Here is a 23657-nt window from a genome sequence, read left to right as displayed (position 1 = left end):
CGTTTATTCAAAGATAGATAACTGAATTATATTTTCCCCCAATTATTCCCCCAATTATTCCCCTAAAATACTAAATTCAATCAAATTCAAATAAATTCATTTTAATACGAGTTAGTTGTAATCGTAGTGTTTTAGGGTGTTTAGGTGTTTTGTTTGATTCACGAAGATATTGTTAGATTTAGGGTTTTACTTTCCCCGCCCGCACAACTTTAGGAATACGAAGCCTTGATACTTTATGTGTTGAGGCTTTTTTTTGTTTTCACTCTGTCTAACTTCTACTTAGAACTATTTGCAGGAAAAAACTTTGTTTTATTATTGTTAAAACATTTTTACATGTTGATTATGAATGTATTTAATATTATATTTGAGTAGTTTGCATAAAATAAATTTAATTAATCCCTTTAAAATTAAAACGATGAAATCAATAAAATGTATTACTCTGTTTGTACTTATGCTATTTGTAGGCACGAGTAGTTTTGCTCAAATAAAAAGCGATTACGATAAATCTACAGATTTTTCAAAATATAAGACTTACAGTTTCAAAGGTTGGGAAAAAAATAGTGATAAAATATTAAATGATTTTGATAAAAAACGTTTCCTAGATGCTTTGAAAAATGAGTTTTCAATTAGAGGGTTATCATATGTCGAATCTGGAGCAGATGCTGTAATTACTTTATATTTAGTAGTTAATAATAAAACAAGTACAACAGCTTATACCGATTTTAATGGCGGTATGGGGTATGGTTATGGTATGCGCCGCGGCTGGGGTTGGGGCATGGGGCCAGGAATGGTTTCGTCAACAACAACTTATAATGAAGATGACTATAAAGAAGGAACACTTGTAGTAGATATGTACGATACCTCAGGGAAAAACTTAATTTGGCAAGGTGTTATGACTAAGGTTATAAAAGATAATTCAGAAAAAAGAGATAAAACGATTCCTAAATATATTAAAAAACTTATGAAAAAGTTTCCTGTAGAACCTTTGAAGTAAATTTGAGATTAAAAGTTTAATAGAACTTTTAGCAAATAACTCTAGCCTCTTAATATTAAGTTATACTTAATATTAAGAGGCTTTTTAGTCTTCAATGATTTGATTTTTTTAAAATGTTTTAATAACCTTTAATCGAAAAATAATATCATTAGTTTTATAGATGCCGCCAATGTCTTGCTCGGTATAATGGTAAGCAAGCATGCCTTGAACTTTGAAAGTGGGGTTAAATTGATATCCAGCTCCAGGGGTAATACGAATCACATCGCTAAATTGAGAGAGTTCTACAATATTGAAAAAGAATTCTATACCAACAGGAAAATAAAACCCTCTTTTGTCGGAAAATAAAAAACCTTGTAATCCAATATTAGCCATAATTTGGTACCTAAATCGTAAGCCGAAATGGTTACTGTTGTCCTGAGCGGTTATTAAAAAGCGTTCTTCTAGACGAAAATAATTAGCAAGTTGTATGCGTTTAGTAATATCGAAATTGAGGCGGTAGCCTTGAAATGGTCGTATTTCTAAAGAATTATGCCCTGCTTTATTACTGAAATAAAATAAACCTAAGCCACCTATATAAGACTCTTTACGTTTTAAGTGTTTTAATATAAAGGGGGTGACGTTTTTTTCGTAACCGCCACGCGCAATGTAGCGATCCCAATTATTAGTGCTTATGGTGCGATAGCCGACATCGGTTTTTAGGTAAGTACTGTCTTTTAGCTCCCAGGTTGAATCGAAACTAAGCCATAGCTGCTTGGTGAGGGCATTGTTTTCCTCTAAAGGCGCTTCCTGCGTATATCCATTATAAAAACATGCTAAAAAAACAACCAGAAAGATGCGAAAGCTTTTTCTAATATAAGGGCTTTGGTTCAAAACAGGAGTGTTATAGTGCATGTAATCAAATGTTTTGTTTGAATTACAGTAAAAGTAAAATATTTATGACATTAAAATTATGAATTCATTTTTATGTTCGCAATCAAGTTGAGAAAAATAAAAACACCTTATTACTCACTAAACAAGTAGTCTTACCACTCAATGTTAGTCATAATTTGATGTCTTTAGCATAAACATAAATGATTGTCATGATCGCTATTTGATATTAAAAAAGCGTTCTTTTAAACGGAAATAATTAGAAACCTGACTTCTGTTGGTGAGATGGAAAAGCACTCTAAACTCTTGGAAAGGGGATTATTTCTAATGAGTTATGATGTCATTTGTTGTTGAATTATATAAATGCTACTCCTTCACTAAATGATTCGTTGCGTTTTAAGTGTTTTAGAACATTGGGTTTTAGTTTCTTTTGTCTGTTGCGCAAATAGGTTTTTAATTTTACTTAAACGCTTTCGTTAATTTTAATTAAATTCTATGGTTTTTTTTACCTCAACCCATTAAAGGTTATATATTTGCAAAAATCATTTTATAAATCTAGGTAAACGGTTTAAAATCAATATGAGTGTTGTGTTTTTAAGTCCTTAACTATGAGTGTAAATTGATTTTGAGAAGTTTAAATTATGAATATTCTGTGTTTCTAGAAGTAAACCAATGCATAGAATTTAGAAAATACAAATTATAATTAAAAAATGAACAAACAAATTGATCAGCAATCAGCAGATAATATTAGAGCATTAGCTGTTGCAATGGTAGAAAAAGCGAAATCGGGTCACCCAGGTGGACCAATGGGTGGTGCAGATTTTATGCACATTTTATACTCAGAATTTTTTAATTATGACCCTTCAGATATGGAGTGGGCTTTTAGAGACCGTTTCTTTATGGATGCAGGTCACTTATCTACGTTAATGTATGCCCAGTATTACCTATTAGGAAACTATGCTAAAGATGATGTTGCTAATTTCAGACAATGGGGTTCTATTACTCCAGGTCACCCAGAAGTTGATGTAAAAAGAGGTATTGAAAATACATCTGGACCGCTAGGTCAAGGTCATACTATGGGTGTGGGAGCTGCAATTGGTGCGAAGTTTTTACAAGCTAAATTTGGTGATTGGATGAACCATAAAGTTTATGGTTTTATTTCTGATGGTGGTATTCAAGAAGAAGTATCTCAAGGTGCTGGTCGTATTGCAGGTCACTTAGGACTTAGTAATTTTATTATGTTTTTCGATTCTAACGACATTCAGTTATCAACTTCTACTGATGAGGTGACTACTGAAGATACCGCTATGAAATACGAATCATGGGGTTGGAAAGTGGTTACTATCGATGGTCATGATCATGATCAAATAAGAAAAGCATTAACTGATGCCAATAATGAAACTGAAAAGCCAACTTTAATTATTGGTAAAACAATAATGGGTAAAGGCTGTTTAGCTGCTGATGGAAGTATGTACGAAGGCTACTGTGAATTACACGGTCAGCCTATTGGAGCATCAGGAGCTGATTACGAAAAAACATTAGAAAACTTAGGAGCAGACGTTAATAATCCTTTTGAAATTTTTGACGATGTTCAAGATTTTTATAAAAACTTAGTTGCTGAAAAAACAGCACAAGCGGCTAAAAAGAAAGCTGAAATCAAAACTTGGAGCGATGCCAACCCAGCTTTAGCTGAAAAATTAGACTTCTTCTTCTCTGGTGAATTACCAGAATTAGATTTCGATTTAGCTCAAAAAGAAGGTTTAGCAACAAGAGCGGCTTCTTCAGCAGTATTAGGTTACTTAGCTGAAAATGTAGAAAACATGATTGTGTCTTCTGCCGATTTATCAAACTCTGATAAAACCGATGGTTTCTTAAAGAAAACACATGCCATTAAAAAAGGAGACTTCTCAGGAGCTTTCTTGCAAGCAGGTGTTGCCGAATTAACCATGGCTTGTATTGCAAACGGATTAGCCTTACATGGTGGAATTATTCCTGTGGTAGCTACATTCTTCGTGTTTTCAGATTATATGAAACCAGCCATTCGTTTAAGTGGTATCCAAGAATTAGGAGTTAAGTATGTATGGACTCACGATGCCTTTAGAGTAGGTGAAGATGGACCAACACACCAGCCAATCGAGCAAGAAGCTCAAATTCGTTTATTAGAAAAATTAAAGAACCATAGCGGAAACCCAAGTTTCTTAGCCTTACGTCCTGCCGATTCAGCAGAAACAAACGTGGCTTGGAAAATGGCTTTAGAAAACAAAAATACGCCTACTGGTTTAATCTTATCAAGACAAGGCATTAAAGATGTTCCTGCTCAAGGTGAATCAAGATATCAAGAGGCTTTAGCTGCTGAAAAAGGTGGTTACTTAGTGAAGGAAGTTGAAAATCCAGATGTGGTTTTAATTGCAAACGGATCGGAAGTTTCAACATTATTAGCTGCAGCTAAAATTTTAGAAGGCGAAAAAGGCTTGAAAGTTAATATTGCTTCTATTCCTTCTGAAGGTGTTTTCAGATTACAATCTAAAGATTACCAAAACAGCATCATTCCTAAAAATAAACCATTATTTGGTTTAACAGCAGGTTTACCGGTGAATTTAGAAGGTCTTGTTGGTGATAACGGAAAAGTGTTCGGTGTTGATCACTTTGGTTATTCTGCACCAGCATCTGTATTAGATGAAAAATTTGGATTTACAGGCGAAAAAGTAAGCAACGAAGTATTAGAATATTTAAAAACCGTATAATTATGAAATTTTTTATAGATACAGCAAACCTTGATGATATCGCTGAAGCACAAGCTTTAGGTGTTTTAGACGGGGTAACAACAAACCCTTCTTTAATGGCTAAAGAAGGTATTACAGGCGCTGAAAACATATTAGCACACTACACTAAAATATGTGATATTGTTGAAGGTGATGTGAGTGCTGAGGTGATCTCAACAGACTTTGAAGGTATGGTAAAAGAAGGTGAAGCTTTAGCGGCCCTTCACCCACAAATTGTGGTAAAATTACCTTTAATTGCTGATGGAATTAAAGCTTGTAAGTACTTTTCAGATAAAGGTATTAGAACAAATGTCACTTTAGTATTTTCTGCTGGTCAAGCTTTATTAGCAGCCAAAGCTGGAGCAACTTATGTGTCGCCATTTATTGGTCGTTTAGATGATATTTCAACCGATGGGTTAAACCTTATTGCTGAAATCAGACAGATTTACGATAACTACGGTTTCGAAACTCAAATTTTAGCTGCTTCAGTACGTCACACTATGCACGTTATTGATTGTGCAAAATTAGGATCTGATGTAATGACTGGGCCATTATCTTCAATTAAAGGATTATTAAAACACCCTTTAACAGATATCGGTTTAGCTAAATTTTTAGAAGACTACAAGAAAGGGAACTAATTTCTTGAAATCATAATAAGTTAAAAGCTTTGCTTTTTAGGAGATATTCTTAAAAAGAGAAGCTTTTTTCGTTCCAATTAATAAAGTTTGTTGTGGAAGTGTTATGTTTTTATGGCGTTTTCGTCTTATAGATATAGATAAACCCTCATTATTTCATAAATTTGGGAGTTAAGTTTTTCGTGCTATGGATATTAATAATTTATTAGATTCACCCCTAGAGTTGAAAATTAGTTTTAACAAACTTTTTGAGCAATACGAAGAGCTCGCTAAAAGTGATAACGCATTTACAGCGGAAAAAGCTAATAGCATTTTAAAATTAGCTGAAGATTATCCAGAATTACGTGATGGTTTTACTGATGCTTCTATATTAAATACACGCGAAAAACAGATTGAATATCTTCTTCAAGACACTTTTAACCCGTTACTTGGTAAAAATGAAATTAAAACCGGAACGGTACCTTTTCAGGACTTGTTTTTTAATCCTTCAGAAAGATTTAAAAACATTATTGAAGCCGGAGGAGAAGATTTTCAGCTTCAGATGGATGCACTGCCTAACGATGATGTTTACATTATTGTGTGTGCTACGATTTTGAATTTTTATTATGGCTATGATGTTAAATATAAGGTGCCTTTTTACTATAAAATCCCTGATGCTAATGGGGTGATTCGACATTATAAAATTTTATATAATACCGATTTTTGTGAAATCACACCTAAAACTAATACGGTTAAGATCACAGAGAAAGATTATTATGAGTTGTTAGATAATTTTGAAAATGTTGAACTTTGGAAAGAAAAGTTTCCGCCTAACAGTTACATTTTTAGTGGTTTTGTAATTTCTAATATTTTTGATGTTACCGAAGATCAATCCATTTCAAATATCAAGTCTACCTTACTTTCTGGAGATCAGAAAAGTGATAGAACTAAGTTAGATGATTTTGATGGTATTTTTAAGTCCCTGCTTGGTGTTAGCGACATCAAAGTTGGAGTGTCATTATTTGATAAGCAAGAAGGTTTATTTTATCGTTATTACGGAGAAGAAGTGAGTAGTTATATACTCGGGAAAACAGAAAGTGAAAAATGTTGTAATGCATTATGTGAGTGGTCTTATAATAGATTAATAAATGAGCACAAATATCTCACAGTATCTAATGTAGATGGGATGCGTGAAAAAGCGGGAGATTGCTCGCCAGAAATTCAAAGCTTGTACGCTCAAGGTGTGAAAAGTGCGATTTTAGCCCCAATTGCAAATGATGACGGTTTGATGGGGATTCTTGAAGTTGTGTCTTCAACGCCTTATGCCTTAAATAGTATAAACGCGAATAAACTTGGGGTGATTACCCCTTATATTGTGGCCTCGGTTGAGCGTTCTAAACGTGAAGAGGATAATTTAATAGAGGCCATTATTCAAAAGGAATGTACTTCAATTCACCCTAGCGTAAAATGGCGCTTTATCAAAGAAGCAAAAAGTTATATCAAAACGGAAATAGACGGGATAGAGCCTGTATTTAAACACATTGCATTTGAAAATGTTTACCCGCTTTATGGTCAAATTGATATAAAAAGCTCTTCAGAGGCTAGAAATGAAGCAACCAAGTTAGATTTAACTTTACAACTTCATGCGGCCAAATCAATTTTTGAAAAAGCAACCAAACTAAATAAATTGCCCATTTATGAGCAGTTTATTTATCAAATCAATAATTTTTTAGAAGATTTAAATACCCGTTTTCAAGTTGATAGCGAGCAGCAAATTACACAATTTTTCAAACAAGATATAGAACCTGTTTTTGCTCATGTTCGTAAGGATAATGTTTTAAAAATCGATATAGATATTTACTTTGAAAGCATTGATGATAGAACGAAATCATTATATAAACATAGAAAATCTTATGATGATACCATTGCACATATAAATCGTGAGATGGCTTTTTACCTTGATGAAAAACAAATTGAAGCACAAGCCATGTATCCGCATTTCTTTGAACGTTATAAAACAGATGGAGTCGAGCATACCATGTACATTGGAGAGTCTATAACTAAAGAAGATAGCTTTAACCCAATTTACTTATACAATTTAAGGCTGTGGCAGTTGCAAGTCATGTGCGAAATGGAAAACGTCTATTACAGCATGCAAAGTGATTTTCCGGTGCAATTAGATACAGCTTCAATGATTTTGGTGTTTAATCAACCTTTGTCTATTAGTTTTAGAATGGACGAGAAGCAATTTGATGTAGATGGGACGTATAATGCCCGCTATGAAATTGTGAAAAAACGGGTGGATAAAGCATTTATAAAAGGGACGAACGAACGTGTGACCCAAAAAGGTAAAATTAGTATTGTGTATTCGCAGAAACAAGATGAAATAGAGTATTTGCGTTACATCAAGTTTTTACAATCTAAGAACTATCTAGACAGCGATATTAAAATTGTAGACGTTCAAGATTTACAGGCCGTAACAGGCTTGAAGGCGATTCGTGTAGGTGTGGTTTATCATAATGACCAGAATCATATGCCTGGATTTACCTATGACGACTTACTCAATACAATCCAGGATTAGTAGGTGTAAAAATATGTGGAAAAGGCAAATGCTAGTACACTAACGATAATACCAATCATAAACACAGCATAAGTTAAACGCAGAATTTTATATTTTTTATCCAATACCAAACCAAGAAAATACAAGTCTTTTTTCATGGAAGAATATAGGTAATCACGATCTTGCATCATTTCTCCCATAGCCCATTCAAAATCTTTAAGGCTCATTTTATGGAAGTTTCCGAAAAATAAGAGGTTGACTTTTTTGTTTTTTACATCTTTTTTCGTGAATTTTCCGCTAGTCACATTTGGGCGGGTTGCCATGATGGAAAGTATGATTGAAATTACAGTGAAAATCACGAATATGGCGGTAGGTATAATTAAATAATCGTTAGAAGGTTTATCGAGTTTAGAAACAAGGTTTGAAATCAATAACGACACAATAATGGCGTTTACTGAAAGTAGAATATTAGCTTTTGTATCGGCAATATTACTTAATTCAATGTGGTTTCTTAAAGTCACCCGAAACATCGTTTCAATACCACGCTCAGGAACGTCTGCACGATGTTTTTTTAAATTTAAGGTTTCGTTTTTATGTTTTTGCTTGATGCTCTCCGACTTTAATTTCTGCTTTTCTTTTAGTAATTCTGAGACGTTTTTGCCTTTTCTCTTTTGCCAGCTTGCATTGGCTTGTATGGTGTAAAAACGATGTTCAGTCGTTAGAAATTTAATATTTTCATCTAGCCATTCAGCTTCAGAGCTTTGTTTGTTGCAGGTGAGTTCCCATTCTTTTTTTAGTAATTCTAAAATTTCAAAATAATTTTTACTGCCTATATGTGAACAATCAGCATCTCTAATTATTTTTTCTAAAATTGTTTTAGGATTATAATTCCTTTTAGTGGCTAAAATAAGATCGCAAATCATGTCGATATCAGCTTTCGGACACTGTTTGTTGCTTAAAAAGGATTTCGCAATTAAAGTGCTTTCTTCTTCGTGATTTTCAATACTTTTTGTGTAACCCGTATCGTGAAACCATGACGCCAATGTCAGGAGGTTTTTCTCGTGTTCAGTTACACTAGCTGAATTTGCTAAAAACTCTGATTTTTCTACCACACGTTGGGTGTGCGTTAAGTTATGGTACAAAAAAGCCGTATCTAATTTTTCGTTTAATAAATTAGAGGTAAATTTTTTAGCTTCAGCGATAAGTTTTTCCATAAATGCTCCTTATTATTTAGTAAAAATACTAAACTTTACAACAATATTTTTTGTGGTTATAAAATCCTGTGATTTTATAGAGACATCATGTCGTGATGATTTTACGCAGACGATAGCAACGTAAGTTTTTATAAGGTTTTCCGACTGGTTTTATGTTGGAAATAATTAAGGTTATAAAATAATAAAAAGAAAGAATTATGATATGTTAACTTGGAAAGATGTTATGAGTTTCGCCGTAAACGGAAACCCAATTCCTGACAAACGCATAGACAAAAGTGAGGAAGCCTGGCAAGAAGAATTAACGCCAGAACAATTCAGAATTACCCGAAAAAAAGGTACAGAACATGCCCATAGCGGAGATTTGTGTACCACCTATGATGAAGGGAAATACAATTGCGTATGTTGCAATGCCCCGTTATTTGATTCTACAATTAAATTTAGTTCAGGAACCGGTTGGCCTAGTTTTACACAACCCATTAAAGAGAATGCAATTAAGTACGAAAAAGATACCACTTTCGGAATGGTGCGCGTTGAGGTGATGTGCAATGTTTGTGACGCACATTTGGGTCATATTTTTCCAGATGGGCCAGAACCTAGCGGATTACGCTACTGTATCAATTCTGCATCCATGGTTTTAGAAAAGGAGGACGATCATGAGTAAATTACAAATTGCTACCGTTGGCGGTGGTTGTTTCTGGTGTACAGAGGCGGTTTTTCAAGAAGTTAAAGGCGTAGAAAAGGTCGTTTCAGGATATTCTGGTGGTATGGTGCCTGGGCATCCTACGTATCGTGAAATTTGTTCCGGATTAACCGGGCATGCCGAGGTGATTCAGATTTCTTTTGATCCCGATGTGATTTCATATCAGGATATTTTAATCATTTTTATGACCACCCATGATCCTACTACCTTGAATCAGCAGGGCGCCGATAAAGGCACGCAATACCGTTCGGTGATTTATTTTCACGATGAAAAACAAGAACAAATCGCGAAAAGTGTGGTTGAGGAAATAAGTACTTACTATAAAAAACCTATAGTAACTGAAATTTCACCGTTAGATGTTTTTTATGAGGCTGAAGCCGAACATCAAAATTATTACCGCACGCATCCTACACAGGGTTATTGTAGTTTTGTAATCACACCAAAACTGACGAAACTCCGCCAATTACACTCGGATAAATTAAAAGCATGAAACTGAACATCAACGATAAATTTACCAAAGAATTACCCGCCGATCCTGTTCTGGAAAACAACAGAAGACAGGTGGAAAAAGCCTGTTTTTCTTATGTGACGCCTAAGAAAACAGCGCAGCCAGAAATGCTTCATGTATCTCCTGAAATGCTTGACAATCTCGGGCTTTCAGAAAAAGACAGCAAAACGGAAGATTTCTTAAAGGTCTTTACTGGGAATATGGTTTTACCAAATACAACCCCATATGCCATGTGTTACGGAGGCTATCAATTTGGGAATTGGGCCGGTCAATTGGGTGATGGTCGTGCTATAAATTTATGTGAAGTTAAACATGATAATAAAAAATGGGCGCTGCAATTAAAAGGCTCTGGAGAAACACCGTATTCACGTACTGCCGATGGTTTGGCGGTTTTGCGCTCTTCCATTCGGGAGTATTTGTGTAGCGAAGCCATGTTTCACCTAGGCGTGCCAACTACGCGTGCGCTATCATTAGCCTTATCAGGCGACCAAGTGCTTCGCGATGTGTTGTACAATGGTAATCCCGAATATGAAAAAGGTGCTATTGTTTGTCGTACGGCCGAATCATTTCTGCGGTTTGGAAATTATCAAATATTCGCTGCCAGACAGGATACAAAATCACTCAAAACTTTAGTCGATTACACGATAAAACATCATTTTAAAGGGTTAGGTGAACCATCAAAAGATACCTATTTGGCATTTTTTAAGAAAGTGACCCAACGTACTTTAGACATGATTATCCACTGGCAACGCGTTGGTTTTGTACATGGTGTCATGAATACTGATAATATGTCTATTTTAGGGTTAACCATAGATTACGGACCATACGGTTGGCTAGAGGGCTTTGATTTTGGATGGACGCCTAATATCACCGATAGACAGCATAAACGATACCGTTTCGGCAATCAACCCAATATGGGACTATGGAATTTGCTTCAGCTAGCCAATGCTATTTACCCATTAATCGAAGATGTCCCAGCTTTAGAAGCTATTTTAAACAGCTACCAAACTACTTTCGATAAAGTATCTTTTAAAATGATGCGCTCAAAATTAGGTTTACAAACCGAAGCTGATTCAGACAAATTACTCATTCAAGATTTAGAAGATATTCTGCATCTCACGGAAACCGATATGACCATCTTTTTCAGGAATTTAAGTCATTTTCAAAAGGAGAAACCAGAAGAAGGTTTAAAAGTCATACATGATGCTTTTTATAAGCCAGAAGACATTACGGGAACCGTTGAAACCCGTTGGAATACTTGGTTTGAAACTTATGCAAAGCGTTTAAATGAGGCGTCTGTTTCAAATTCCGAAAGGCAAAGCAAAATGAATACGGTAAACCCGAAATATGTGCTTAGAAATTACATGGCACAACTGGCTATTGATGCTGCTGATGACGGCGATTATAGTTTAATTGATGAGTTGTTCCAACTTTTAAAACAACCTTACGCCGAACAACCAGAGCATGAAAAATGGTTCGCCAAACGTCCGGAATGGGCTAGAAATAAAGTGGGGTGTTCTATGTTGTCTTGTAGTTCATAGGGACTAAGTTAAAAAGTAATAATTAAAATTAGCATCATCAAAAAATCTTCAACAGAAATAGGTTTAGGTTTAGCGGCATTAGGGAGGCCAGAATACATTAATATTCGAACCAATCAAGATATTGATAAAACCGAGGAAGCTTTTAAAAATAACACGTTTTCAGTTCTAGATGAAGCTTATGATTTAGGGGTGCGTTATTTTGATACGGCACCTTCCTATGGAAAGGGCGAAGCTTTTTTACAGGAATGGCAAACCCAAACAAAACATAAAGCTGTTATTTTAGGCACAAAATGGGGCTATACTTATGTGGCGAATTGGGAGTTAGGCTATCCAGGGAAGCATGAAATCAAGGAGCATTCTCTTGAGAAATTGGTCGAGCAATGGCAAGTGTCCAAAGCCATGCTGCCAAGTTTAAAATATTACCAAATACATTCTGCGACTTTTGATAGTGGCGTTCTGGAAAATCAAGCGGTTTTAGAAGCATTATGCCGCATTAAAGATGAAACAGATTTAAATATTGGAATCACAACCAGTGGTGAGAATCAGAAAGAAGTCATAACCGAAGCTTTAAAAATTGAAGTAAACGGAAAGCCTTTATTCGATAGTTTTCAGGTGTCTTTTAATGTGTTTGAACAATCCACTTTTGAGGTTTTAAAAACGGTGATAGCCAGCAGCAAAACAGTGATTGTTAAAGAAGCTCTAGCAAACGGACGTGTTTTTGAGAATGACCTGTTTCCTAAGTATAAAGAAGCGTATATGATTTTAAAACAACTATCTAAAAAATACAAAGTTGGGGTAGATGCCATTGCTTTACGCTTTGTGATGGACCATCTTCAACCAGATTATGTGCTCAGCGGCGCATCAAATGTTGAGCAGCTAAAAGCAAATTTAAAAGCAAACGATTTTAGATTAGATACAAAAGATCTCGAATGGCTAAAAAATATGAAAGTCTCACCTAGTTTTTATTGGGAAGAGCGTAGTCACCTCCATTGGAACTAATTTATTAACTTGATATTCAGTTATTCATGTCATGATTATGAAGCGTTTTAAACTTCCTTTTACTATCCTACTTGTATTGCTTTTGCATGCCTGTGCCAATTTTAAAGCACAATATAAAGACCAGGACAAGTTATCTACATTTCCAAATAAGGAAATAGTACATTCTTTCTACTTAATTGGTGATGCTGGTAATGCGCCAATTGGGACTTCCACAGAAACCATAAAGGCCTTTGAAAAAGAACTAAGCCAAGCTTCTGAAAACAGTACAGCCATCTTTTTGGGTGATAATATTTACCCCAAAGGATTACCTGCTAAAGGTGAAAAAGAAAGGGCTTTTGCCGAGCATCAGTTAGATGTGCAAATGGATGCTGTTAAAAACTTTAAAGGCGAAACAATTTTTATTCCTGGAAATCATGACTGGTATAATGATGGTTTAAAGGGCGTGAAAAGACAAGAAAAATATATTGAAAATCGGCTTGGTAAAAACACATTTCTACCTGAAAATGGCTGCCCCATAGAACGTATTAAAATTTCAGACCACACAGTCTTAATTTTGGTTGATTCCGAATGGTATATGACAAACTGGAATAAACACCCCACCATAAATGATGATTGTGAGATAAAAACGAGAGAGAAGTTTTTTGAGGTTTTTGATGGCGAGATTAAAAAAGCCAGAGGAAAAACTACAATAGTAGCTATTCATCACCCAATGTTTACTAACGGGACACATGGTGGTCACTATGATTTTAAAAGCCACATGACACCATTGCCTGGTTTGGGATCCCTAAAAAACCTAATGCGAAAAACGGGTGGTGTTATTACAGTTGATACCCAAAATTCACGTTACTCAGCGTTTAGAAAACGAATAGTGACCTTGGCTCAAAAGAATGACAAAACTATATTTGTTTCTGGTCATGACCATAGTTTGCAGTACATTATTGAAGATAATTTACCTCAAATTATTAGTGGTGCAGGGTCTAAAACGACGGCAACAAGAAATGTTGGTGGTGGACAATTTTCATACGGAGCCCCTGGTTATGCGAGGTTAGATGTTTTTAAAGACGGGGCGTCATACGTTCGTTTTTATTCAGAAAATGAGATAGTTTATCAAACAGAGGTGCTTCCTGAAGACGATTATAAAACGATGGATAGCCTTTCTGTGCCCTTTCCGAAGGAAAAAAAAGGGTCTGTTTACGCAAATTCTGAAACCGAAAAAGGAGGCTTGTATAAATGGTTATGGGGTGAGCGCTACCGTGAAGATTATAGTACCAAAGTATTAGCGCCAACCGTCAACTTAGATACGCTTTTTGGCGGGTTGAAACCGGTTAGAGTAGGAGGTGGTCAGCAATCAAGATCCTTACGTTTAGTAGATGATAAAGGCAAAGAATATGTTATGCGTGCCTTGCGCAAAGATGCCGAGCAATTTATTCAGGCTGTAGCCTTTAAAGATCAATTTATTGAAGAGCAATTTAGCGAAACTTACACTAAAGGGTTAATGTTAGATGTTTTTGCAGGTTCATATCCTTATGCGCCATTTGTGATTGGAAGTTTGGCTGATGCGGTTAATATTTATCACACCAATCCTATATTGTACTATGTACCGAAACAACCAAGTTTAGGACGTTTTGTTGAGGGTTTTGGCGAAGAATTGTACATGATTGAAGAGCGAACAGATTCTGGTCATGGTGATCAGGAGAGTTTTGGGTTTTCAAACGAGATGGTGAGTACAGATGATTTACTCATTAATTTGGCTGCCGATGAGAAGTACGTGCTTGACGAGCAAGCTTATATAAAAGCCAGACTTTTTGATATGCTTATAGGAGATTGGGATAGACACGCCGACCAATGGCGTTGGGCAGAATTTAAAGAAAAAGGTAAAACGGTTTATCGTCCCGTGCCTAGAGATCGTGATCAAGCTTTTTCAATTTTGTCTGATGGCTTTTTACCTAATTTGATTACGGTTTTAGAGCCTTCCGTTAGAGGAATGAAGAGCTATTCTAATAATTTAAAAAAACCAAAATGGTTCAATACCTCGCCTTACGCTTTAGATATGGCACTCATTACGGAGTCTGAAAAAGCGGTTTGGGATAGTCAGGTAGAATTCTTGCAAAAACATATAACAGATGATGTTATTGATGCTGCTTTTTTAAATCTTCCTTTAGAACTTAATCAAAAAAACATAAAAGAAATTAAGGAGAAGTTAAAAGGAAGACGGGCTAATCTTAAGCAAATTTCAGATACTTATTATAAGCATATTAATAGATTTGCTGTAATAAAAGGAACACATAAAGATGATTGGTTTGATATCACACGTTTACCTCATGGCAAAACGAAAGTGAAAGTGTTCAGAATCAAAAAAGGAAAAAAAGCCGATGTGATTCATGACCGAACTTACCAATCAAGAAATACTAAAGAAATTTGGATCTACGGTTTAGATGATGATGACCGTTTTGAAGTTCAAGGCGAAGGAAAGCAGCTAATAAAAATACGATTAATTGGAGGTCAGAATAATGATGTTTATAATATCCTGAATGGTAAAAAATTGAAAATTTATGACCAAAAAACTAAGAAAAATGAATTTTTAACTCAAAAAGGCAAGAAAAAATTAACGGATGATTATGAAGTCAATCTCTATCACTATAAAAAACTAAAAAACAATACCAATCAATTATTACCAGCCATTGGTGTGAATCCTGATGATGGGGTTAAATTAGGTTTTAAAAATACATGGGCTAATTATGGTTTTGAAAGAAATCCGTTTACTTCAAAACACAGCCTTTCTGGAGCCTATTTTTTCGCTACAAATGGTTTCGATTTAGCTCTAAATAGTGAGTTTGCTAATGTCTTCGGTAATTTTAATTTAGGAATAGCGGGTAGATTTACCAGTCCGAATTATACCATAAACTTTTTTGGCTATGGTAACAGTACACCTAATTTTGAAGCCAATGGAAACAACGCAGATGATTTTGATTTGAATTATAACCGTGTGAAGTTAGAAACCTTAAAGTTTGAGCCAACGTTAATTTGGAATGGCCAGTTGGGCGGGTCTTTTAGATTTGGTGTCGCTTACGAAGATATAGTGGTTGAAGCAACAAGTGGTCGCTTTATAAATGATGCTTATATTGGAGATGATGGGAGCTTTAGCAACGAGTTTATTGGTGCTGAAGTTGTTTATCAATATAAAAACTCTGATAATCATGCCTTTCCAACGCTTGGAATGTTGTTTGGTTTAAAAGCAGGCTATAAAAACAATTTAGGAAATACAAAAGAGTTCGGGTATATAATTCCAGAGCTGGGCTTTGATTACAAGTTGGTTGAAAGTGGCAAGTTGGTGCTTGCGACAAAATTTAAGGGGCATTTTAATATAGGTGATGGTTTTGAATTTTATCAAGCTGCAAATATTGGTGCTAATAATGGCTTAAGAGGTTTTAGAAATGAACGTTTTACAGGTAAAAATGCTTACCTGCAAACCGCAGATTTACGTTATAACTTCCGAAAAGTTAAAACAGGGTTATTACCACTGTATTTAGGTGTTTATGGCGGATTTGATTATGGTCGCGTTTGGGTAGGAGATGATTTGGTATTAAATGGGAGCTACAACGCTAACCAATGGAATACTTCAGTGGGTGGCGGTGTTTTTATAAATGGTGTGGATATGTTTACCTTAAATATGGCCTTGTTTCATAGTGAAGATGGTCTGCGTTTTTCCTTTGGAATGGGCTTAGACTTATAAGCTTAATTGATATTAAATTCATATAATTTGCCGCCTTCACTTTTCTCGCGTTCATCGGTAATGTAAACAGTGTGATTGTTTTTAAAACAAAGGCCTTCCTTTTGCGTATCGTGCTTAAATTTTAAAACTTCTAAGGACCCTTTAAAAAAATCATCATTTTTAAAATTTGAAATTTTCATAACTCTGTCGTGATTCAGAAGAACAATGGTTTGTTCATCATCGCTAATAGCGGCAGAAGTGATTTTTTTTAATTGTTTGTCAAATTTGAACTCATCAATCAAAACGGCTGTATGTTTACCAATACTATTCGGAACTTTAAAGACTAAAGTTTTTTTATTCTCTTTACTAAATATGTAAAAGTGGTCTTTCAGAAGAAAAAAGCTTTCAAAATCTTTTGATTTAGTTTTCTTCGGAAGAATAAATTCTATTTTTTCAGCTGAAGATTTATCGTTTTCAAAATCTGAAACTTTGTAAATGAAGAAGCTTTCACGTTTCTTTTTATTGTTTCCAAAATCACCAATATACAGACTGCCGTGTTGGTCTGAAGTTAAATCTTCCCAGTCTTTATTCTTCACATTACTAATTTCAATACTCTTTTTTAAATTTCCATGTAAGTCAAAACCATAAATATGATTTTTATTGCCGGCATCTTCAATGGTCCATAATAAATTGGAGCCTGCCAGTTTTTCTATGGCCGAAGCCTCTTTTAAATCATGAGGTAATTTAGTAATGGTTGTCAATGGTGTTGTTTTACAGTTTATTAATAGTAAGGTAAGCAGGAATAATTTATGAAAAGGAAATAGCATCGTGCAGAATTTTAAGCAAAATAAGGGGATTAGATATCATTTAAAAATTAAATTTTATTAATCTATTGGTAAAACATTCTCGTAGCCGTTCATAATTTAATAAATTTACCCCGTAAAACAAGAACTAGCAATGACCACGGTTGAAGATCTATTAAAACTTTTAGTTTTAGAAAAAGTTAACGATTATGTTTTTAATGGTGTTAGTAAAACTATTGGAAACTCAATTGTGTTTGGTGGTCAGGTGTTGGCTCAGGCTATTAATGCCGCAAGCCGAACCGTATCTAGTCAGCGGTCTTTACATTCCATGCATGCTTATTTTTTAGAAGCCGGGAATTTAGACCACCTGATTACCTATAACGTAACCGTGGTAAGAGATGGCGGAAGTTTTTCGGTACGCCGAGTGACCGCGCATCAAAACGAAAATACCATTTTTATTTTAGCGGCATCTTTTCATATCAAAGAAGAAGGTTATAGTCATCAAATTGAAATGAAACCAGGTCTTAAACAACCTGAAGATTTATTAAGCTGGAATGAAATTTTAGATCAGTTTGGTAATGCTTTACCGAAAAGTTTAAAAGCCTTTTTTGAAGTGAAACGTCCTATCGATTTTAAACCAACGGAAATTGTTAACCCGATGGATAAAAAGGATGTGCCGCCATATAGTGATGTGTGGTTTCGAATAAAAGGAGATGCTAAAGATTTAGATTTAGCCACAAAACAGCAAATTTTAACGTATATTTCAGATTACAATATTTTAGTTTCAGCTCTTAATCCGCATGCTAGTAAAGCGCACTGGGGCAATACACAAACTGCTAGCTTAGACCATTCGATGTGGTATTTTAGAGATTTCGATTTAAACGACTGGATGTTGTATTCTATGGAATCTCCAAGTTCTTCAAGCGCCAGAGGGTTTGCTAGAGGAAGTATATTCACAAGAGATGGTAAACTCATAGCATCGGTAGCACAAGAAGGTTTAATGCGTCCAATTGATAAAAAATGACAAACAAAGTATTAAAAATAGGGCATCGTGGTGCTAAAGGTCACCTTGCAGAAAACACACTAGAATCCATTAAAAAAGCCTTAGACTTGAAAGTTGACGGTATTGAAATAGATGTACACCGTTGTGCTTCTGGTGAGTTGGTGGTTTTTCATGATTTCACATTAAATCGCGTGACTGATGGCCTTGGTGAAGTGTCTAAGCAAACCTTGAACAACTTGAAAAAAGTAAAGGTGAAAGGGCGTTACCAAATAGCGACCTTATCACAGGTTTTAGCTTTGGTCGATAATAAGTGTTTATTAAATATTGAGCTCAAAGGGCAAGATACCGCCAAAGAAGCTTGTCGTCTAATTACATTTTTCGTTGAAAAAAAAGGCTGGGATTATAGTAATATTATCGTGTCTAGTTTTCAGTTTGATTTGTTAGAAGAAGCTTATAAAATCAACAAAGACATTCCGCTAGGTGTGCTTACCAATACCAATTTGGAAGAAGCTGTAACTTTTGCTAAAAGCATTAATGCAGTATCAATTCATCCAAATTATACCATGTTGACTCCTGAAATTGTGGAGGAGCTAAAAGAGAACTTTAAAGTGATTACTTATACCGTAAATAATCTTAAACCTATCGAACGCATGATCGAATATGGTGTGACTGGCATCATTTCAGATTATCCTGATAGAATATGATAAACAAAGACGTTATAATGGTTGGTGGTGGTGCAGCGGGCTTTTTTGCAGCAATAAACATTGCCGCGCAAAATCCGGAGTTAAAAGTCGCTATTTTAGAACGTGCTAAAGAGGGCTTAGCTAAAGTTAAGGTTTCTGGTGGCGGACGCTGTAATGTGACTCACGCCGAATTTGTGCCTTCTGAACTGGTTCAAAACTATCCCCGTGGGGAAAAAGAATTACTTGGTCCTTTTCATCAATTCATGACTGGTGATACCATCGCTTGGTTTGAAGAACGCGGTGTCGCACTTAAAATTGAAGATGACGGACGTATATTTCCGGTTTCAAATTCATCACAAACCATTATCGATTGTTTTTTAAATGAAGCTGAAAAACATCACGTAGACATTTACTACAACCATCCTGTAAAAACGATTGAAGCTGAAAATGAACAATTTATTATAAATACTTCCGAAGGCTTTTTTTCTGCTAAAAAAATCATGATAGCCACAGGAAGCAATCCTAAAATATGGAAATTATTAGAAGGTTTAGGGCATAGTGTTTCACAACCAGTACCTTCATTATTTACCTTCAATATTAAAGATGACCGTTTGCAAGATATTCCTGGAGTAGTCGCTTTAGATGTTGAGGTACGTGTTCTGGGAACTGATTTATTAAGCGAAGGGCCACTGCTTGTCACCCACTGGGGACTCAGTGCGCCGTCTATTTTAAAATTATCGGCTTTTGGAGCTTTGGAATTGGCAAAGCGGGAATATAAGTTTCAAATTGAAGTTAATTTTATAAAGCGCAGTTTTGACGATTGTTTAGAGTTTCTTAAAAGTTTAAAACAGGGTTTTGCTAAAAAAACGGTGTTTAAATCTACGCAGTTTGATTTGCCAAAACGTCTGTGGCATAAGTTGGTTTTAGCGTCTCAAATGACCGAAACGACCCGTTGGGCCGATTTAAATAAATCGCAATTAGAAGAATTAGCCAGTCAATTAACCACCGCTGTTTTTGATGTGGACGGAAAAAGTACGTTTAAAGAAGAATTTGTCACTGCAGGAGGTGTGAACCTCAAAGAAGTGAACTTCAAAACCTTTGAAAGCAAACTGGTAAAAAATCTCTATTTTGCTGGTGAAGTATTAAATATCGACGCTATTACTGGCGGGTTTAACTTTCAGAATGCTTGGACAGGGGCGTTTATTGCAGCGCAGCATTTGTCGAAATAGCTATTATACTTTTCATCTCAAGTTGTCATTAAATATATTTTTAGTATATTTAATGTATATATAATCTATATATAATGGGAAAAACGAAAAAACTTATTGAGTTAGATGATAAAGCTATCGAAATTCTTGAAAAACAAGCTAAACTCGAAAAGCGTTCACTTAAAAATTATATCGAATATACTTTAGAGGAACAAGCGGTGCGTTTTAGCGAACCTTCGGAAGCTTATAAAGCCATGATGGACGATATGATTGATAGAGATGAAAACGGAACATTGAAAACTCATTCTTGGGAAGCTATTAAAGCTCAGTATGGCAGATAAGCACGTCGTCTTTTCTGAAGAAGCTCGTATAGAATTTCATAAAGCGAAATGCTACATGGAATTTACAGGTAAAGAAGATGAGTTTTGGCTTGATGTAAACAGGCAGCTTCAAATTATCCTCGAATACCCAGAAGCCTTTCAAATACGTTATAGAGATATTCGAATCATTCCCTTAGAAAGGTTCAATTATTCAATTCATTACGTATCAAAACCTAATAGCCTTTTGGTGTACCGATTCCTCAACCAAAAACAAAACTTCTAAATGAATATTTATATAGCATTCTTACGAGGTATTAATGTGAGCGGGAAAAATAAAATTCCTATGGCAGCGCTTCGCGAAGTGCTTGCTTCAAGTGGACTAGAACAGGTGCAAACTTATATTCAAAGTGGGAATGTAATCTTTCAGTCTTCCGAAGACAATCTCGAAGTTTTAGAAAATCAAATTCATCAAGCGATAAAAAATCATTTCTCATTTGAAATTCCTGTATTGGTCAAAACACCAAAGCTTTTACAAGAACTTTTTGATGCTTGTCCATTTCCTCAGGATAAAAAAGAAAACAGTTATTTTATGTTGATGTTTAACGTGCCAGAATTAGCATTGGTGGCCGAAGTTTCTAAATTAAACGTGCCTAATGAAACTTTTTCCATCACTAATGATTGTATTTATTTTCATAGTGCTATAGGTTATGGCAAAGCCAAATGCAATAATAATTTCTTCGAACGTAAACTAAAAATCACGGCCACAGCACGAAACTATAAAACTATGATGAAGTTGTTAGAGTTGTGTGAATAAGTGCATAAAAAAACCTTCATTTCGGAAGGTTTTTTTAAAAGTATGTGTTGTGTATTATTATTTCGCTAATTCAGCCTTTAAGCGTACTTGTAATTTGGTGTCAGATTGCAGTGCCATAGCTACTTCTTGGTAGCGCTCAAGCGTAAGTCCTTCTTCTGTAATAACCGTTTCCATTTGCTTTTGAATGCCTGCACGTTGCTGTTGCAGTGCGTTCATGACTTCTCCAAATTTCTCTTTCTCTTCATCAGTGAGATTGGTACCGCTTTTACCAGTTTGAGCGGCTTCGTATATTTCGTTGAATCTGTCTAGTTCAAAGCCATTGTCTTGAACAGTTTTCATCATGCCTTCTTGGGCTTTCACGTTAATGGCTTGTACGCCTTGAAAAACTGAGGCGATTTTGCCAAGTTCTGCGTCAGAAACAGTGACATTTTGTGGTGCTGTGCTCTGGGCCATCATCGTGCCTCCCATCATTAAAAAACAAACAATTAAGGCTTTAATTTTTTTTGAAAATCTCATTCTGTAATAGTTTTTATTGATTTTATTTTTTCAATGATACAATAAAAGCGATGCCTTACCAACTGAGATTAGTATTTAACACAATATTAATATTTTGAAAAACAAGTGATTAAGGTAGGGTTTGGAGAAGGTTGCGCAGAACATCTCCTTGAGCGCTAAACATTAATTAGGAAAAAGTATCTTTGTGAAAATTTTTTACTCCACTTATGACTGAAGCACAATTTATTCCTAAAGCCTACGCAAAAACTGTTGAAAACGGAAGTTACACTTGGTCCTCACCAAGTAACATTGCTTTAGTGAAATATTGGGGAAAGAAGAAAAATCAAATTCCGGAAAACCCTTCAATAAGTTTTACATTAAACAACTGTAAAACCACAACAACTGTAAGTTTTTCTAAAAAGGAAGACAGTGACAGCTTTTCCTTTGATGTGTTTTTAGACGGTGATAAAAAGGATGGTTTTAAACCTAAAATAGAAACGTTTTTTAAGCGCGTTGAAACCTATTTACCGTTTTTAAAGGATTATCATTTTAAGATTGAAACGTCAAATACTTTTCCGCACAGTTCAGGTATCGCTTCTTCCGCCTCAGGAATGAGTGCCTTGGCTTTATGTCTCATGAGTGTTGAAAAGGAATTGTTAAGTGATGATGTCATTTCGAGTACAGTCGAGAAATCTGAAGACGAAACTTATTTCCTTCAAAAAGCATCCTTTTTAGCACGCCTAGGCTCAGGAAGTGCTTGTAGAAGCTTGGAAGGTGATTTGGTGGTTTGGGGAGAACATGCCAATATCGAAGGAAGCTCAGATTTATTCGGCGTTAAATTCCCGCATCAAGTACATGATGTTTTTAAAAACTACCACGATACTATATTGTTGGTCGATAAAGGAGAAAAACAAGTCAGCAGTACCGTAGGGCATAATTTGATGTATGGTCACCCATTTGCTCAAGAACGCTTTAAGCAAGCACATAAAAACTTAGAAGCCATTTCTAAAATTTTACAAGAAGGCGATCTCGATAAATTTATTGCCCTAGTAGAAAGTGAAGCCTTAACACTCCACGCCATGATGATGACTAGCATGCCGTATTTTATTTTAATGAAACCCAATACGCTTCAAATCATTAATAAAATATGGGCGTTTAGAGCAGAAACAGGTTCTAAAGTATGTTTTACCTTAGATGCTGGAGCGAATGTACATGTTTTATATCCTGAAAAGGAAGCCAAAACGGTTTTAGCGTTTATTGAGAACGAATTGGCTGTTTTTTGTCAAAACGGACAATATATTAATGATCATGTTGGCTTTGGGGCGAATTTAATTAAAAGTGAATAATGAAAAATTAATAGTTAAAAGGAAATAATTAAAAATGAGAAATTCTTGTTGAAAATAAAGAACTAATATTGTAGGTTTATGGCTACTTTTAGTTCTGGTTGTTATGAGACAAAATGTTATTAAAAACAAGAGTTTTAATTTTGCAGTAGATATTGTGGGATTATATAAAAACTTGGCATATGATAAAAAAGAATATGTGATGTCAAGACAAGTATTGAAATCAGGAACATCTATAGGGGCGAATGTCAGGGAAGCTGAATTTGCTCAAAGTAAACCAGATTTTATCAGTAAAATGTCAATAAGCTTAAAAGAAGCTAATGAAACAGACTATTGGTTAGATTTACTTCATGAAACCAAATTTATTAATGAGGAGGAATTTAAAGTATTTAAATCGAAGTCTACTGAGCTAATAAGACTATTGGTAAGTATTGTCAAATCAGCTAAGCAGTAAAAAATTAAAATGAATATTACATTTGAACTTCCCTAAATAATGTTGACCGTTTTTAATATTAAA

The 23657-nt window shown here is 35.1% G+C and carries 21 protein-coding genes; 17 read left to right on the top strand and 4 right to left on the bottom strand.

Annotated elements, in window-relative coordinates; translation table 11 throughout:
- The first annotated feature begins 415 nt into the window (after positions 1–415).
- Positions 416–994 carry a DUF4136 domain-containing protein gene (locus F6U93_RS08350; protein ID WP_150938748.1) on the top strand — a complete coding sequence of 193 codons (579 nt, stop codon included), beginning with the start codon at positions 416–418 and terminating at the stop codon, positions 992–994.
- A 108-nt stretch (positions 995–1102) separates the two neighbouring features.
- Here the strand turns inward: F6U93_RS08350 and F6U93_RS08345 are convergent, their stop codons facing one another.
- Positions 1103–1885 (bottom strand): DUF2490 domain-containing protein, encoded by a 783-nt coding sequence (locus F6U93_RS08345; RefSeq protein WP_150938746.1) that lies wholly within the window; start codon positions 1883–1885, stop codon positions 1103–1105.
- 686 nt (positions 1886–2571) lie between these two features.
- On the opposite strand from F6U93_RS08345, the gene F6U93_RS08340 reads away from it, so the two are divergent.
- The 3 genes from F6U93_RS08340 (at position 2572) to F6U93_RS08330 (ending at position 7818) form a co-directional block, all read left to right on the top strand.
- The gene (locus tag F6U93_RS08340) at positions 2572–4605 is read left to right on the top strand and encodes a transketolase family protein (RefSeq protein ID WP_150938744.1); all 2034 of its coding nucleotides are present in this window, start codon (positions 2572–2574) and stop codon (positions 4603–4605) included.
- A 2-nt stretch (positions 4606–4607) separates the two neighbouring features.
- On the top strand, positions 4608–5261 hold the full coding sequence (gene fsa / locus F6U93_RS08335; RefSeq protein WP_068605241.1) for a fructose-6-phosphate aldolase: 654 nt from the start codon (positions 4608–4610) through the stop codon (positions 5259–5261).
- Between the two features lie 184 nt (positions 5262–5445).
- Positions 5446–7818, top strand: a complete 2373-nt coding sequence (locus F6U93_RS08330; RefSeq protein ID WP_150938730.1) for a GAF domain-containing protein — start codon at positions 5446–5448, stop codon at positions 7816–7818.
- Here the strand turns inward: F6U93_RS08330 and F6U93_RS08325 are convergent.
- Positions 7815–9011 carry a Pycsar system effector family protein gene (locus tag F6U93_RS08325; protein WP_150938729.1) on the bottom strand — a complete coding sequence of 399 codons (1197 nt, stop codon included), beginning with the start codon at positions 9009–9011 and terminating at the stop codon, positions 7815–7817. The two genes, F6U93_RS08330 and F6U93_RS08325, sit on opposite strands and share 4 nt — an antisense overlap.
- Before the next feature lie 202 nt (positions 9012–9213).
- On the opposite strand from F6U93_RS08325, the gene msrB reads away from it, so the two are divergent.
- From msrB to F6U93_RS08300, 5 genes are read left to right on the top strand one after another with little or no spacing between them, the layout of a single operon-like run.
- Positions 9214–9672: a peptide-methionine (R)-S-oxide reductase MsrB gene (gene msrB, locus F6U93_RS08320; RefSeq protein ID WP_150938727.1), complete on the top strand. Its 459-nt coding sequence runs from the start codon at positions 9214–9216 to the stop codon at positions 9670–9672.
- Positions 9665–10201, top strand: a complete 537-nt coding sequence (gene msrA, locus F6U93_RS08315; RefSeq protein WP_150938725.1) for a peptide-methionine (S)-S-oxide reductase MsrA — start codon at positions 9665–9667, stop codon at positions 10199–10201. Before msrB ends, msrA begins: the two co-directional genes overlap by 8 nt.
- The gene (locus tag F6U93_RS08310; protein WP_150938723.1) at positions 10198–11760 is read left to right on the top strand and encodes a protein adenylyltransferase SelO; all 1563 of its coding nucleotides are present in this window, start codon (positions 10198–10200) and stop codon (positions 11758–11760) included. Before msrA ends, F6U93_RS08310 begins: the two co-directional genes overlap by 4 nt.
- An 18-nt stretch (positions 11761–11778) precedes the next feature.
- Positions 11779–12759: an aldo/keto reductase gene (locus F6U93_RS08305; protein ID WP_317132839.1), complete on the top strand. Its 981-nt coding sequence runs from the start codon at positions 11779–11781 to the stop codon at positions 12757–12759.
- 37 nt (positions 12760–12796) lie between these two features.
- Positions 12797–16492, top strand: coding sequence for a metallophosphoesterase (locus tag F6U93_RS08300; RefSeq protein WP_150938720.1), 3696 nt, complete (start codon positions 12797–12799; stop codon positions 16490–16492).
- A 2-nt stretch (positions 16493–16494) separates the two neighbouring features.
- Here F6U93_RS08300 and F6U93_RS08295 read toward each other — a convergent pair whose 3' ends face one another.
- Positions 16495–17298: an SdiA-regulated domain-containing protein gene (locus tag F6U93_RS08295; protein WP_150938718.1), complete on the bottom strand. Its 804-nt coding sequence runs from the start codon at positions 17296–17298 to the stop codon at positions 16495–16497.
- Between the two features lie 130 nt (positions 17299–17428).
- Here F6U93_RS08295 and F6U93_RS08290 point away from each other — a divergent pair, with 130 nt between their 5' ends.
- The 6 genes from F6U93_RS08290 (at position 17429) to F6U93_RS08265 (ending at position 21302) form a co-directional block, all read left to right on the top strand.
- Positions 17429–18298: an acyl-CoA thioesterase gene (locus F6U93_RS08290; protein WP_150938716.1), complete on the top strand. Its 870-nt coding sequence runs from the start codon at positions 17429–17431 to the stop codon at positions 18296–18298.
- The gene (locus F6U93_RS08285; protein ID WP_150938714.1) at positions 18295–18981 is read left to right on the top strand and encodes a glycerophosphodiester phosphodiesterase; all 687 of its coding nucleotides are present in this window, start codon (positions 18295–18297) and stop codon (positions 18979–18981) included. The genes F6U93_RS08290 and F6U93_RS08285 overlap by 4 nt, the downstream gene beginning before the upstream one ends.
- On the top strand, positions 18978–20189 hold the full coding sequence (locus tag F6U93_RS08280) for a BaiN/RdsA family NAD(P)/FAD-dependent oxidoreductase (protein WP_150938712.1): 1212 nt from the start codon (positions 18978–18980) through the stop codon (positions 20187–20189). Before F6U93_RS08285 ends, F6U93_RS08280 begins: the two co-directional genes overlap by 4 nt.
- A 74-nt stretch (positions 20190–20263) precedes the next feature.
- Positions 20264–20509, top strand: a complete 246-nt coding sequence (locus F6U93_RS08275) for a hypothetical protein (protein WP_150938710.1) — start codon at positions 20264–20266, stop codon at positions 20507–20509.
- Complete coding sequence (locus F6U93_RS08270) at positions 20499–20771, top strand: hypothetical protein (protein WP_150938708.1); 273 nt, start codon at positions 20499–20501, stop codon at positions 20769–20771. The genes F6U93_RS08275 and F6U93_RS08270 overlap by 11 nt, the downstream gene beginning before the upstream one ends.
- Entirely contained in the window at positions 20772–21302 is a 531-nt protein-coding gene (locus tag F6U93_RS08265) for a DUF1697 domain-containing protein (RefSeq protein ID WP_150938707.1), read from the top strand. It begins immediately after the preceding gene.
- Between the two features lie 57 nt (positions 21303–21359).
- Here F6U93_RS08265 and F6U93_RS08260 read toward each other — a convergent pair whose 3' ends face one another.
- Positions 21360–21818, bottom strand: a complete 459-nt coding sequence (locus F6U93_RS08260) for a DUF4168 domain-containing protein (protein WP_150938705.1) — start codon at positions 21816–21818, stop codon at positions 21360–21362.
- Between the two features lie 206 nt (positions 21819–22024).
- Here F6U93_RS08260 and F6U93_RS08255 point away from each other — a divergent pair, with 206 nt between their 5' ends.
- Positions 22025–23143 (top strand): diphosphomevalonate/mevalonate 3,5-bisphosphate decarboxylase family protein, encoded by a 1119-nt coding sequence (locus tag F6U93_RS08255; protein ID WP_150938703.1) that lies wholly within the window; start codon positions 22025–22027, stop codon positions 23141–23143.
- Between the two features lie 103 nt (positions 23144–23246).
- The gene (locus F6U93_RS08250; RefSeq protein ID WP_150938701.1) at positions 23247–23594 is read left to right on the top strand and encodes a four helix bundle protein; all 348 of its coding nucleotides are present in this window, start codon (positions 23247–23249) and stop codon (positions 23592–23594) included.
- Positions 23595–23657: the final 63 nt, after the last annotated feature.

Source organism: Pseudotamlana haliotis, from assembly GCF_008806375.1.
Taxonomy (GTDB): domain Bacteria; phylum Bacteroidota; class Bacteroidia; order Flavobacteriales; family Flavobacteriaceae; genus Pseudotamlana; species Pseudotamlana haliotis.
This window is presented reverse-complemented; position numbering and strand designations above follow the sequence as displayed.

Excerpts from the sequence above, each read along its gene's own strand:
- F6U93_RS08250 (WP_150938701.1), top strand. The coding sequence starts at position 23,247 with ATGAGACAAAATGTTATTAAAAACAAGAGTTTTAATTTTGCAGTAGAT.
- F6U93_RS08330 (WP_150938730.1), top strand. The coding sequence starts at position 5,446 with ATGGATATTAATAATTTATTAGATTCACCCCTAGAGTTGAAAATTAGT.
- F6U93_RS08275 (WP_150938710.1), top strand. The coding sequence starts at position 20,264 with ATGGGAAAAACGAAAAAACTTATTGAGTTAGATGATAAAGCTATCGAA.
- F6U93_RS08260 (WP_150938705.1), bottom strand. The coding sequence starts at position 21,818 with ATGAGATTTTCAAAAAAAATTAAAGCCTTAATTGTTTGTTTTTTAATG.
- F6U93_RS08265 (WP_150938707.1), top strand. The coding sequence starts at position 20,772 with ATGAATATTTATATAGCATTCTTACGAGGTATTAATGTGAGCGGGAAA.
- F6U93_RS08345 (WP_150938746.1), bottom strand. The coding sequence starts at position 1,885 with ATGCACTATAACACTCCTGTTTTGAACCAAAGCCCTTATATTAGAAAA.
- F6U93_RS08280 (WP_150938712.1), top strand. The coding sequence starts at position 18,978 with ATGATAAACAAAGACGTTATAATGGTTGGTGGTGGTGCAGCGGGCTTT.
- fsa (WP_068605241.1), top strand. The coding sequence starts at position 4,608 with ATGAAATTTTTTATAGATACAGCAAACCTTGATGATATCGCTGAAGCA.
- F6U93_RS08270 (WP_150938708.1), top strand. The coding sequence starts at position 20,499 with ATGGCAGATAAGCACGTCGTCTTTTCTGAAGAAGCTCGTATAGAATTT.
- F6U93_RS08290 (WP_150938716.1), top strand. The coding sequence starts at position 17,429 with ATGACCACGGTTGAAGATCTATTAAAACTTTTAGTTTTAGAAAAAGTT.
- F6U93_RS08295 (WP_150938718.1), bottom strand. The coding sequence starts at position 17,298 with ATGCTATTTCCTTTTCATAAATTATTCCTGCTTACCTTACTATTAATA.
- F6U93_RS08350 (WP_150938748.1), top strand. The coding sequence starts at position 416 with ATGAAATCAATAAAATGTATTACTCTGTTTGTACTTATGCTATTTGTA.
- F6U93_RS08255 (WP_150938703.1), top strand. The coding sequence starts at position 22,025 with ATGACTGAAGCACAATTTATTCCTAAAGCCTACGCAAAAACTGTTGAA.
- F6U93_RS08300 (WP_150938720.1), top strand. The coding sequence starts at position 12,797 with ATGAAGCGTTTTAAACTTCCTTTTACTATCCTACTTGTATTGCTTTTG.
- F6U93_RS08310 (WP_150938723.1), top strand. The coding sequence starts at position 10,198 with ATGAAACTGAACATCAACGATAAATTTACCAAAGAATTACCCGCCGAT.
- msrA (WP_150938725.1), top strand. The coding sequence starts at position 9,665 with ATGAGTAAATTACAAATTGCTACCGTTGGCGGTGGTTGTTTCTGGTGT.
- F6U93_RS08285 (WP_150938714.1), top strand. The coding sequence starts at position 18,295 with ATGACAAACAAAGTATTAAAAATAGGGCATCGTGGTGCTAAAGGTCAC.
- F6U93_RS08340 (WP_150938744.1), top strand. The coding sequence starts at position 2,572 with ATGAACAAACAAATTGATCAGCAATCAGCAGATAATATTAGAGCATTA.
- msrB (WP_150938727.1), top strand. The coding sequence starts at position 9,214 with ATGTTAACTTGGAAAGATGTTATGAGTTTCGCCGTAAACGGAAACCCA.
- F6U93_RS08325 (WP_150938729.1), bottom strand. The coding sequence starts at position 9,011 with ATGGAAAAACTTATCGCTGAAGCTAAAAAATTTACCTCTAATTTATTA.